Genomic DNA, 11935 nt, shown 5'->3' with positions numbered 1-11935 from the left:
CTGCGCGTCGAACATCGCGGGCTCGGGCAGCGCGCGCCCCGATGCTTCGAGTGCCGCCGCGACCGCGCGCGCCATATCGATTTGCGATGCGCGCGGCCGGTAGCCGTCGATCTGCCGTGCGAGCACGCCATCGGCGGCGAAGATATCGCTGAGTTCGGTCGCACGCCGCGGCGTCAACGATGCGGCGAGTGCAACGCCCGCGGCATGACGTTCGGCACGCGCGGCGTCTTTGCCGCTCGCGCCAGCTGCGGCGGAGACAGCCGAGGCCGACCTGCCGGACGCGGCGCCTGATGCCGCATCGGCGGCCGGCGTGCGGCGGGGGGAAGAATCGGCGGAAGAATCAAGCGGTGCGTTCAAGGCAAGCGGTTCCTGCAAAATCCGGCGCCCGCGTCGCGTAAGCGTGGTCGGCCCCGGCGCCTGCCAGGTTCCGCACTCAGCCGTGCGCGTCCGGTTCGAGCTGCAATTGCAGCAGGATGATGGTGTCCTTCAGCTTGAGCTTGCGTTTCTTCAGGCGCTGCAGTTCAAGGTCGTCGACGCCGGGCTCTTCCGACATCCGGTCGATCAGCCGATCGAGCCCACTGTGTTCCGATTCCAGTTGCAGAATCCGGTCGTGAAGTGTTTCCGCGTTGACGTGATGAGCGCGCATGCTCGCCTCCTCTCCAGAATGGGCGAAGCGCGCGCGGCGCGACGGGTCCGGACGCGTACCTGGCCTGTCCGGCCCGGCTGACCCTGTCGACCCTGCGGTGCGCGCGTTTCGCTCGAGGTTGCTGTCCGGCCTGAAACGCAATGCTGCTGTTGCTGGTCCTGTCTACTTCTGTTGTTGCTGCTGCTTTTGCTGCTGTTCGAGCTGCTGTTGCTGCTGCAGATCTTGCTGCTGTTTCTGCTGCGCTTTCTCGGCGGCCTGCTTCTGGCGCGCCTCGATATCCTTCTTGTGCTGCTCGGCGTCGATCTGCTTCTGCTGATAGCGCTGCTGTTTCTCGACGCGCTCCTGCGCCTTCTGCGCGGCCTGCTGATGCGCCTGATCGAGCTGACGCTGGAAGTCCGCCTGCTTCTGATCATAGGCCTGCTGGTTGGCCGCCGCTTGCGCCGGGCTCACACCGCGCTGCGCCTGATCGATTGCATGCTGGCGCTGCTTCTGCTGATACGCCTCTTCGTTGGCCGCGCGCTGCGGCGCTTCCGCCTGACGCTGCGCTTCGTCGAGCGCGTGCTGGCGCTGCTTGTCTTCGTACGCCTGCTCGTTGCGGGTATCCTGCGCGGCGCGCTGCGGCGCTTGCGCTTCATCGCGCGCCGCTTGCAGCGCCTGCTGCTCGTCGCGCTGCCGCGCGTGCTCGGCGCGCTTTTCGTCGTCGAGCGTGAGCTGTTCGCGGCGGATGTCCGCCTGCACCGCGCGCATCGCATCGCGCGCCTTGTTCACGCAATGATTGACGAAGAACGTGCTGTAGCAGTCGTGCCGCTCGACCGCGAAGTCGTAGTTGTTCTGTGCGCTGCGCGCGTCGAGCGCTTTCTGGCGCGCGGCGAACGCGTTGTCCGCCGGCGAGGCCATGACGCTATCCGCGTCGTCCGTGTCCTGCGATGCGTCGTCGTTGCCGATGGCGTCCGGGTGAACCGGCACGGCGGCGTCCGTGCCGTCGACGGCGTCTGCGCTGCCGGCTCGATCCGTCGACAGCGCCGCGGACGCGGCGTCGGTGCCCCGCAGCTGCTGCGCAACGGCGGGCAGCGGCATGACCAGCGTCGCGAATGCCACGACGCCCAGCGTCGTGGCCGCCATCATGCCCGCACGGCAGGCACGTACGACGGCGCCAAGCCGGTCTTTCGACGGGACGCGCAAGCATGCAGCGGAAATTCGCGCAAACGACGGTGGCACGGCGCTCGGCACACGCGCGGCAAGCGGAAAACGGGAGGTGGGCAACGTCGTAGAGGGGCAACGGAACATGCCCGAAATTCTAACATCCTGCGCTTGAGCGTCCCGGCATTTATGGCAAAATGCCCCGCTGCTTCATTTCGCTTCATCCGCTTCACCCGCGGCCTCAGCCATCGCGGCCTGCGCGCGCCGATGGCGGCATCGCATGCAGGCGCGCACTGTCGCACGCAGGCGTGTAACCTCGCCTGAGTAGCGGCCTGAGTAGCGGCCTGGTAGCGGGCCTGAGTAGCGGGCCTGGTAGCGGCCTGCGAACCAGCCTGCAGAACCGGCCTGTAAAACCAGCCGGTGCAACAGGCATGCGAAACCGCACGCAAACCGGCACGTGAAGCGGCCCCAGATCGAACCCGGCACGAACATCAAGTCCTTATGACGGAAACCGTAGCACTCAAGATCGTCCAGCGCATCGCCACCGAACTGTCTGTCCAGCCTCGCCAGGTGGCAGCGGCCGTGCAACTTCTCGATGAAGGTTCGACCGTTCCGTTCATCGCCCGATACCGGAAGGAAGTCACCGGCAATCTGGACGACACCCAGTTGCGCAATCTCGAAGAACGCCTGCTCTATCTGCGCGAGCTCGAAGACCGCCGCGCGACGATCGTCGCGAGCATCGACGAGCAGGGCAAGCTCACCGACGAACTGCGCGCGGCGATCGAAGCCGCCGACAGCAAACAGGTGCTCGAAGACCTCTATCTGCCTTACAAGCCGAAACGGCGCACGCGTGCGCAGATCGCGCGCGAAGCCGGGCTCGAGCCGCTTGCGCAGGCGCTGCTCGCCAATCCGCTGCTCGATCCGCAAACGGAAGCCGTGCAGTATGTGGACGCGGACAAGGGCGTCGCCGACATCAAAGCGGCGCTCGACGGCGCGCGCGACATCCTGTCCGAGCAGTTCGGCGAAACCGCGGAGCTGCTCGGCAAGCTGCGCGATTACCTGTTCAATCAGGGCGTCGTATCGTCCGCGGTGATCGAGGGCAAGGAAGGCGAAGAAGGCGAAAAATTTCGCGACTACTACGACTACGCGGAAACCATCAAGACCGTGCCGTCGCATCGCGCGCTCGCCCTCTTCCGCGGCCGCAATGCGGGCGTGCTGCTCGTGAAGCTCGGCCTCGGCGAAGAGCTCGACGCGCAGGTCCCGCATCCCGGCGAAGCGTTGATCGCGCGCCACTTCGGCATCGCGAATCAGGCGCGCCCGGCGGACAAATGGCTGGCCGACGTGTGCCGCTGGTGCTGGCGCGTGAAGGTGCAGCCGCATATCGAAACCGAGCTGCTGACGAACCTGCGCGAACAGGCCGAGCATGAGGCGATCCGCGTCTTCGCCCGCAATCTGAAAGACCTGCTGCTCGCGGCGCCGGCCGGCCCGAAAGCGGTGATCGGCCTCGACCCGGGCCTGCGCACGGGCGTGAAGGTAGCGGTCGTCGACCGCACCGGCAAGGTGCTCGCCACCGATACGATTTATCCGCACGAGCCGCGCCGCGACTGGGACGGTTCGCTCGCGAAGCTCGCGCGCCTTGCCGCGCAATGCCGGGCGGAGCTGATCAGCATCGGCAACGGCACCGCGTCGCGTGAAACGGACCGGCTCGCGAGCGAACTGATCGCACGTCATCCTGAGCTCAAGCTGCAGAAAATCGTGGTGTCCGAAGCAGGTGCGTCGGTTTATTCGGCATCCGAACTGGCGGCCAAGGAATTCCCGGAACTCGACGTGTCGCTGCGCGGCGCGGTATCGATCGCGCGCCGTCTGCAGGACCCGCTTGCCGAACTCGTGAAGATCGAGCCGAAGGCGATCGGCGTCGGGCAGTATCAGCATGACGTCAATCAGCGCGAACTCGCGCGTTCGCTCGATGCGGTCGTCGAAGATTGCGTGAACGCGGTCGGTGTCGATGCGAACACCGCATCGGTCGCGCTGCTTGCGCGCGTGTCCGGTCTCAATGCCACGCTCGCGCGCAATATCGTCGACTACCGCGATGCGAATGGCCCGTTCCCGTCGCGCGAGCAGTTGCGCAAGGTGCCGCGTCTCGGTGACAAAACCTTCGAGCAGGCCGCGGGCTTTCTGCGCATCAACGGCGGCGACAACCCGCTCGACCGTTCGTCCGTACACCCGGAAGCGTATCCGCTCGTCGAGCGCATGCTCGCGAAAATCAACAAGCAGGTCGCCGATGTGCTCGGCAGTCGTGAAGCGCTCGGCGGTCTGTCGCCGGCCGAGTTCGTCGACGAGCGCTTTGGCCTGCCGACCGTGCGTGACATCCTCGCCGAACTCGAAAAGCCGGGGCGCGATCCGCGTCCCGAGTTCAAGACCGCGACCTTCCGCGACGGCGTCGAAAAGATTTCGGATCTGTCGCCGGGCATGGTGCTCGAAGGCGTCGTCACGAACGTCGCGGCGTTCGGTGCGTTTATCGACGTCGGCGTGCATCAGGACGGCCTCGTGCACGTCTCCGCGATGTCGACGAAGTTCATCAAGGACCCGCATGAGGTCGTGAAGGCCGGCCAGATCGTCAAGGTCAAGGTGCTCGAGGTCGATGTGAAGCGTCAGCGCATTTCACTCACGATGCGCCTCGACGACGATTTCGCTGCCGCCGCCGGCAATGCGGGCTCACGCAGCGGCGGCGCGCCGAACGATCGCGGCGGCGCGGGTCGCGCAGGCGGCGGTGCACGCGGACCGCAGCGCTCGCGCGAACCGGAACCGGCCGGCGCGATGGCCGCGGCGTTCGCGAAACTGAAGCAGCGTTAGGCAGGCGCGGCGGCGAGGGTGAAATGCGCGGCACGGCTGCGCGTTTCCCTCATCAGACTCAGCCCGTCAGGCCTTTCAGGCAAAAAGCCCATGCACAACGTTGTTGTGCATGGGCTTTTTTTTGCTTCGGCGGCGGCTCGCACGAGCACGACTTAGCCGGTGCTCCGGAAAATCCGCGCTGCGCAATGCGTCACGTCAAATCTCGATCTTCGTCCCCAGTTCGACGACACGATTGGCGGGAATACTAAAGAAATCGGTCGGCTTCGCGGCATTCTGATGCATCCACGCGAACACGCGCTCGCGCCACACCGACATGCCCGGCAACTGTGTCGGCACAACCGTTTCACGCGCGAGGAAGAACGAGGTGTCCATCAGTTCGAACGTGATGTCGTGCGAGCGCCCCACCGCTTCCAGCACCGCCTTCACGTCCGGCGTTTCGTTGAAGCCGTACAACGCCTTCACCAGAAACAGCCCGCCGCCGACATCCTTCACCGTCATCCGGTCGGCTTCGTCGACGTACGGAATGTCGCGCGTGATGAAGGTGAGGAAAATGGTGCGCTCGTGCAGCACCTTGTTGTGCTTCAGGTTATGCAGCAGGCTCACCGGCACGAGCGTCGAACTGCCCGTCAGGTAGATCGCGGTGCCCGATACGCGATGCGGTGGGTGCGCGAGCAGCCCCTGCACGAACGGCATCAGCGGAATACCGTCGGCGGCCGTGCGCTCTTTCACGATCATGCGGCCTTTGAACCATGTCATCAGCAGGAAGAACAGCAGCGCGCCGATGCCGATCGGCAGCCAGCCGCCGTCGGCCACCTTCAGCAGGTTCGCGCCGAAAAAGCCCAGATCGACGATCAACAGCCCGCTGATGATCAGCGCGACGACGAGCTTGTTCCAGTTCCACACCTTCACCATCACGACGCACGCCAGTATGGTGGTGATCACCATCGTCGCGGTCACCGCGATACCGTATGCGGCCGCGAGATTGTCCGAGCTCTTGAAGCCGATCACGATGCACAGAATGATAAACAGCAGCATCCAGTTGACCACCGGCACATAGATCTGCCCGATCGCAAGCTCCGACGTATGCAGGATCTTCATGCGCGGTACATAACCGAGCTGGATTGCCTGGCTCGTCAGCGAATAGGCGCCGGAGATGACCGCCTGCGATGCGATCACGGTCGCGACCGTCGACAGCACGACGAGCGGCAGCAGCGCCCATTCAGGCGCGAGCAGGTAGAACGGGTTTTCGATGGCTTTCGGGTCGTGCATCAGCAGCGCGCCCTGCCCGAAGTAGTTCAGCACCAGCGACGGCATGACGAGCACGTACCACGCGCAGCGGATCGGCTGCGCGCCGAAGTGCCCCATATCCGCATAGAGCGCTTCGGCGCCGGTCAGCACCAGCACCACCGAGCCCAGCACGACGTAAGCCTGCAGCAGGTGCGCAGACATGAATGAAACCGCGTAGTAAGGATTGAGCGCCGCGATCACTTCGGGCGACTGCACGATATGCGACAGCCCGAGCACCGCGAGTGTGATGAACCACAGCACCATGATCGGCCCGAACAGACGGCCGACCGCCGCGGTGCCGTGCCGCTGGATCCAGAACAGCAGCAGCAGGATGACCATCGTGAGCGGCAGCACCAGATGCGCGAGCTTCGGCGCCGCGATTTCCAGACCTTCGACGGCCGACATCACCGAAATGGCCGGTGTGATTACCGCGTCGCCGTAGAACATGCAGGCGCCGAAAATACCGAGCATCGTGATGAGGCCCGCCGCTCTCGTACGCGGATTGAATGAACGCAGCGCCAGCGCCATCAGCGCGAGCACGCCGCCCTCGCCGTTATTCGACGCACGCATCACAAACAGCACGTACTTGATGCTCACCACCACGACGATCGCCCAGAACAGCAGCGAAATCACGCCGAGAATCGAATCCTGAGTGAGCGGAATGCCATGCGACGGGCTGAACGCTTCTTTCAGCGAATATAGCGGGCTGGTGCCGATGTCGCCGAAGACGACCCCGATCGCAGCGACCGCAAGCGCGGGCAAGGGTTGCCTCGGCGCGTGATGATTGTCTGTCATAAGCGCGAAAAGAATCCGTTCCTCAGCGGCAAAAATGAGCGGTATTCTAAACTGGGCCTGAAAGTAGACCGTTTGGCCTGTTGTGCAAATGCCACGTGAGGCTTGGAACGTCCGAAGTTTAGCATCGCGCCTTGACCAAGTCTGCGACAAACATCGCGTTTGCGACGCTCACCCTGTGTATTCCCTGTGTATTCGCATCTAAATGCCGCGCCATCGGGTACTGGCAGGCGCCGGCCGCGATTGTGCGTGATTCGCGCACACAAAAGAAAACGGAGCCCAGTATAGGTACTTGGGGCTCCGTTTCATCGTGATGCGACGTTTTCAAACCAGGTTATTCGCATTTCGCCGCACACCGTCATGGTTTCGTCACGCTTCGTGCGGTGTTCCGCGCTTGATCCATGCGCCGAGATTATGCGGCCGCACCGTGTCCCACTCTTCGAACGGTTGATGAATCCACGGATTGGTCGACAGATGCTGCACGTAGAAGTCCGGCTTCACCGTCGAGCAGGCCTTGTACCACAGCACCGCCGAGCGCACCGATGCAATCGCCGGGTAGCGGTCTTTCAGATGCTGCTGCACACGCGCGAGCGTCACGCCCGAATCGACCAGGTCGTCGACCAGCAACACGTTGCCTGACAGTTCGCCGCGCGTCATCGTGATGTACTGCGCAATATCAAGTTCGCCTTGCTGCGTGCCGGCTGCTTCGCGGTACGAACTGGTTGCGAGAATGGCCAGCGGCAGATCGTAGATGCGCGACAACTGATCGCCGACGCGCAAGCCGCCCCGCGCAAGACAGAGGATCTTGTCGAACTTCCAGCCCGACTCGTGAACCGCGAGCGCAAGCAGTTCGATCAGCCGGTGGTATTCGTCCCAGCCGACCCAAAGATTCTTGTCGTCGTTGCGCGGGTCTTTCATCGTGATCATCGGCACACCCTGGATCATCGATTACACCTTGAACGGGTGACGCAGCAGAATTGTTTCATCGCGATCCGGACCAGTCGACACCATGTCGATCGGCACACCCGCGACTTCCTGCACGCGCGTCAGGTACGCACGCGCATTGGCCGGCAGCTTGTCCCATTCCTTGATGCCGATCGTGCTTTCCTTCCAGCCCGCGAAGGTTTCGTACACCGGCTCGCAGCGCGCGACTTCCGAGGCGCCGCGCGGCAGGATGTCCGCCGCCTTGCCGTCCATCTTGTAGCCGATACACAGGTTCACTTCGTCCAGCCCGTCGAGCACGTCGAGCTTCGTGATGCACAGGCCCGACACGCCGTTGATCTGGATCGAGCGGCGCAGCGCGGCCGCATCGAGCCAGCCGGTGCGGCGCGGACGGCCGGTGACCGAGCCGAACTCCTTGCCGACCGTGGCGAGCGTCAGGCCGATCGGCGCCTGGCGCGCGGCATTGTCCGCGTCGTACAGTTCGCTCGGGAACGGGCCCGAACCGACGCGCGTGCAATACGCCTTCGTGATGCCGAGGATGTAATCGAGCTTCTGCGGACCGACGCCCGCGCCCGCCGAGGCCGCGCCCGCGACGCAGTTGCTCGACGTGACGAACGGGTAGGTGCCGTGGTCGATATCGAGCAGCGTGCCTTGCGCGCCTTCGAACAGCAGGTTGCGGCCCGCGTGGTTTTCGTCGTAGAGACGGCGCGACACGTCGGCGATCATCGGCTTCAGACGATCCGCATAGCCGAGCATCATGTCGAGCGTCTGCTGATAGTCGACCGCGGCGGCGCCGAGGTATTGCGTGAGCACGAAATTGTGGAAGTCGAGATTCGCGCGCAGGCGTTCCGCGAAGGCCTGCGGTTCGAACAGGTCCTGCACGCGCAGGCCGCGGCGCGCAACCTTGTCTTCATACGCGGGACCGATGCCGCGGCCGGTCGTGCCGATCTTGCCCGCGCCGCTCTTCGCTTCGCGCGCCTGGTCGATCGCGACGTGATACGGCAGGATCAGCGTGGTCGCTTCGGAGATGAAAAGACGCTTCTGCACGTCGAGGCCGACCGCTTCGAGCTCTTCGATTTCCTTGAAGAGCGCCTCCGGCGACAACACGACGCCATTGCCGATATAGCACGCGACTTCCGGGCGCATGATGCCCGACGGAATGAGGCGCAAGATGGTTTTCTTGCCGCCGATGATGAGTGTATGGCCGGCATTGTGACCGCCCTGGAAACGAACGACGCCTTGCGCGTGATCCGTCAGCCAGTCAACGATCTTGCCCTTGCCCTCGTCACCCCACTGGGTCCCAACCACCACGACATTGCGCCCGGGGTTCACATTCACTGCGCTGGCAGACATGTTGTTTCTTGAGCTGGTTAAAAACGTATTTTACCTGGGTTCACCGCAGGTTCCGAATTTTTGTCGCAAATTTTCCTTTGCGCTCAAGGGCATGGGTACTTTCTAGCGCGGCCGCACCAGCCACGCGCCGCCCTCTTCGACGAGCACGCGATCGAACGCGAATTCGTCGGGCGCGTGGTCGTGCCCCGGCAACGCCTGGATCACCACTTCGCCCGCGTCGCGCAGCGCGGCGACGCTCGCGCGCAAAGCGTCGTCGTGCTGCCACGGTGCGAGAATCGCGCTGCTGCGCGCCTCGATCGGCGAAATGCGCGCGATTTCGCGCAGGTCCAGCGAAAAGCCGGTGGCCGCGCGCGCACGACCGTACGCCTCGCCGACATAATCGTAACGGCCGCCGCGCGCGACCGCGTTCGGCACGCCGTCGACATACGCGCAGAACATCACGCCGCTGTGGTACGCATAGCCGCGCAGATCGGCGAGATCGATCATCACTTCGGCGCCTTCGACCTGTGCGGCGAGGAACGCCAGATCGTCGAGCGCGCGCGCGATTTCCGGCGCAGCAGGCAGACGCGCGCGCGCTTCGTCGAGCACGTCCGCGTGGCCGTACAGCGTCGGCAGCGTGCGCAGCGCGTCGCGCACGGCCGGCTGCAGGTGCGCGGTGAGTTCGACGAGGCGCGGCACGTCCTTGCCGGCGAGCGCGTCATACAGCGCCTCGCCGAGCGTCGCCGCGGCCGGCTCCATGTCGATCAGCGCGGCCAGCACGCCCGCGTGACACAGATCGAGCCGCACTTTCGCGAGACCGGCGAGACGCAGTGCGTCGAGCATCAGCTGCTGGATTTCGAGGTCGGCTTCGAGCCCCGCATGGCCGTAGATTTCCGCGCCGATCTGGATTAGCTCGCGCGTCGCATGCAGGCCGCGCGGCCGCGTATGCAGCACCACGCCCGCATAGCACAGGCGCGTCACGCCTTGGCGATTGAGCAGATGCGCGTCGATGCGCGCGACCTGCGGCGTGATATCGGCGCGCAGCCCGAGGGTGCGGCCCGACAACTGATCGACCAGTTTGAAGGTGCGCAGATTCAGATCGCTGCCGCCGCTCGTCAGCAGCGACTCGAGATACTCGAGCATGGGCGGCATCACCATCTCGTAGCCGTATGCGCGAAAACGATCCAGCAAGCGGCGCCGCAACTCTTCGATCTTGCGCGCCTCCGACGGCAATACGTCGGCAATATTCTCGGGAAGTAACCAGGTCGACATCGATAGGTCCTGCGACGTTGTGCAAGGCGCGCGATGCGCGCCGGCGAATGAGATGAGTAATGGTGTGGCCAAGCGGCAGCCCAAGCGGCGACCGGGCGGGGCATCCGGCGCGCGGGCTTTCGGCTGGCGCGGCACGCGCTGTATCCGAAAGCGCGTCGCAGGGTTGCCGGTGCGCATTGCCGCAATACGGTTCGCTGTGCGCCGCGCGACCCGCTTGCCGCGCATCCGCTGCCGGCGCATTCTGCCGCCCCGCTCCGTGCGCCCGCTCAGTGCGTCGGCTGTACACCCGGTCAGCGCCCGCTTCGGCGCGTCAGGTCGCGATCAGCAGCAGCACGAGGCCGAGCCCCATTACGATCAGCCCGCCGATCCGGATATGGTGCGGCGGGCGCTCCGCTATTCTACGAAACGTGTCCCGCCACGCGACCGGAAACACGAAGGGGAACATCCCTTCGATGATCAGCATCAGGGCGATCGCGAGCAATAACGATCCGGCTATGTCCATTCGAATGAGGCCGCCGCGATCCGATTGCCGCGGCGTTTCCGATTATTGATGTTTGCGCGGCGCGGCGGCGTCGTTCGGCGTCGTCTCCCCGCCGTTCGGGCCGCGCATGAAGCGGAAGAAGTCGCTGCTCGAATCGACCACCACCACGTCGTTCGGCTTGAAGCTGTTCCGGTACGCCTGCATGCTCTGATAGAACTGATAGAACTGCGGGTCGCGACCGTACGCGTCGGCGGCGATCGATGCGGCCTTGCCGTCGCCATCGCCCTTGATCGCCTGCGCCTGCCTGTACGCGTCCGCGAGCAGCGCCTGCTGTTGCTGCGCCGCGTCCGCCTTGATCTTGTCCGCTTCGGCGGTACCCTGCGCGCGCTCCTGATTCGCGATCTGTTCGCGCGCGGCAATCATCCGCTTGTACACGGTGTCCGCCATCGACGCGGGGAAGTCGACGCGCGTGAGCTGCACGCCGACGATTTCGACGCCGAGCGATCCCGCCGCTTTTTCCATGCCCGCGCGTGCGTCGTCGCCGACCGTCTGCAGTTTCGACAGCAGGTCGGGCACGTTGTACTTCGCGAACGCATCCGCGAGCGCGCCGCGCGAGATCAGCGCAAGCCGGTCCGGCAGGCTCTGCACGTCGCCCTTCGTTTCGATGACGAGCTTGACCGGGTCCGTCACGCGGAACTTGATGACCGGGTTCACGAGCATGTCGGTCCGGTCGGCGGCGGCGTAGTGATCTTCGTCAGGCGTGTCGAGTGTCTGGATGCGCGTGTCGACCGGCGTCACCGTTTGCAGCGGCGGCGGCAGCTTCACATGCAGACCGGGGCCGGCAAGCGTCGGCTCCGCGTCGCCGCGTGCGGACAGCACGGCCATATGCCGCTGATCGACGGTAAACACCATCGACGACGCGACGAACAACACGATAACGACCGCGATGACGAGCGCAATGATTCGGTTCATGTTCGCGCTCCTTATTGCAGGTCGTCTTCGCGGCCGCGGCTGCGGAACGAATCCCGCGAACGCAGTGCGTCGCTTGCGCCGGCCGGCTGGCTCGCTGGCGTCGCGGACGCGGCGCTGGCTGGCGCAAGCGCCGTCTGCGGCACGGCTTGCGGCGTCGGCGGCGTGACGATGATCGTGCCCGGCATGCCTTGCGGCGACGCCTGTGCGCCCGCCGCGCT

General features: G+C 64.9%; 9 protein-coding genes and 2 pseudogenes. 1 reads left to right on the top strand and 10 read right to left on the bottom strand.

Translation table 11 applies throughout. The features are described from left to right. The 3 genes and pseudogenes from HV675_RS31300 to HV675_RS31290 form a co-directional block, all read right to left on the bottom strand. Nucleotides 1–357: pseudogene (locus HV675_RS31300) on the bottom strand (hypothetical protein); the annotation flags it as partial. 76 nt (nt 358–433) lie between these two features. Then, on the bottom strand, nt 434–646 hold the full coding sequence (locus HV675_RS31295; RefSeq protein ID WP_175115336.1) for a DUF465 domain-containing protein: 213 nt from the start codon (nt 644–646) through the stop codon (nt 434–436). Between the two features lie 162 nt (nt 647–808). Further along, nucleotides 809–1543 carry a colicin transporter gene (locus HV675_RS31290; protein ID WP_425496149.1) on the bottom strand — a complete coding sequence of 245 codons (735 nt, stop codon included), beginning with the start codon at nt 1541–1543 and terminating at the stop codon, nt 809–811. Between the two features lie 744 nt (nt 1544–2287). Here HV675_RS31290 and HV675_RS31285 point away from each other — a divergent pair. Next, complete coding sequence (locus HV675_RS31285) at nt 2288–4639, top strand: Tex family protein (RefSeq protein WP_175115334.1); 2352 nt, start codon at nt 2288–2290, stop codon at nt 4637–4639. 195 nt (nt 4640–4834) lie between these two features. Here HV675_RS31285 and HV675_RS31280 read toward each other — a convergent pair whose 3' ends face one another. The 7 genes and pseudogenes from HV675_RS31280 to HV675_RS31250 all read right to left on the bottom strand — a co-directional run. Beyond that, the gene (locus HV675_RS31280; protein ID WP_175115333.1) at nt 4835–6721 is read right to left on the bottom strand and encodes a potassium transporter Kup; all 1887 of its coding nucleotides are present in this window, start codon (nt 6719–6721) and stop codon (nt 4835–4837) included. A gap of 366 nt (nt 6722–7087) precedes the next feature. Next, on the bottom strand, nt 7088–7663 hold the full coding sequence (locus HV675_RS31275) for a phosphoribosyltransferase (protein WP_175115332.1): 576 nt from the start codon (nt 7661–7663) through the stop codon (nt 7088–7090). 3 nt (nt 7664–7666) lie between these two features. Next, complete coding sequence (locus HV675_RS31270) at nt 7667–9013, bottom strand: adenylosuccinate synthase (protein WP_175115331.1); 1347 nt, start codon at nt 9011–9013, stop codon at nt 7667–7669. Between the two features lie 102 nt (nt 9014–9115). Next, complete coding sequence (locus HV675_RS31265) at nt 9116–10264, bottom strand: ATP phosphoribosyltransferase regulatory subunit (RefSeq protein ID WP_175115330.1); 1149 nt, start codon at nt 10262–10264, stop codon at nt 9116–9118. A gap of 310 nt (nt 10265–10574) precedes the next feature. Continuing rightward, nucleotides 10575–10766, bottom strand: a complete 192-nt coding sequence (locus HV675_RS31260; protein ID WP_075156799.1) for a DUF2065 domain-containing protein — start codon at nt 10764–10766, stop codon at nt 10575–10577. Between the two features lie 42 nt (nt 10767–10808). Continuing rightward, complete coding sequence (gene hflC, locus HV675_RS31255; protein WP_175115329.1) at nt 10809–11717, bottom strand: protease modulator HflC; 909 nt, start codon at nt 11715–11717, stop codon at nt 10809–10811. Nucleotides 11718–11728: 11 nt separating this feature from the next. After that, a pseudogene (locus tag HV675_RS31250) lies at nt 11729–11935 on the bottom strand (FtsH protease activity modulator HflK); the annotation flags it as partial.

Source organism: Paraburkholderia solisilvae (assembly GCF_902859875.1).
Classification (GTDB): Bacteria; Pseudomonadota; Gammaproteobacteria; order Burkholderiales; family Burkholderiaceae; genus Paraburkholderia; species Paraburkholderia solisilvae.
This window is presented reverse-complemented; position numbering and strand designations above follow the sequence as displayed.

Coding starts and splice junctions, on each gene's coding strand:
- HV675_RS31285 (WP_175115334.1), top strand. CDS start 2,288: ATGACGGAAACCGTAGCACTCAAGATCGTCCAGCGCATCGCCACCGAA.
- HV675_RS31290 (WP_425496149.1), bottom strand. CDS start 1,543: ATGGCCTCGCCGGCGGACAACGCGTTCGCCGCGCGCCAGAAAGCGCTC.
- HV675_RS31265 (WP_175115330.1), bottom strand. CDS start 10,264: ATGTCGACCTGGTTACTTCCCGAGAATATTGCCGACGTATTGCCGTCG.
- HV675_RS31275 (WP_175115332.1), bottom strand. CDS start 7,663: ATGATCCAGGGTGTGCCGATGATCACGATGAAAGACCCGCGCAACGAC.
- HV675_RS31270 (WP_175115331.1), bottom strand. CDS start 9,013: ATGTCTGCCAGCGCAGTGAATGTGAACCCCGGGCGCAATGTCGTGGTG.
- HV675_RS31260 (WP_075156799.1), bottom strand. CDS start 10,766: ATGGACATAGCCGGATCGTTATTGCTCGCGATCGCCCTGATGCTGATC.
- HV675_RS31280 (WP_175115333.1), bottom strand. CDS start 6,721: ATGACAGACAATCATCACGCGCCGAGGCAACCCTTGCCCGCGCTTGCG.
- hflC (WP_175115329.1), bottom strand. CDS start 11,717: ATGAACCGAATCATTGCGCTCGTCATCGCGGTCGTTATCGTGTTGTTC.
- HV675_RS31295 (WP_175115336.1), bottom strand. CDS start 646: ATGCGCGCTCATCACGTCAACGCGGAAACACTTCACGACCGGATTCTG.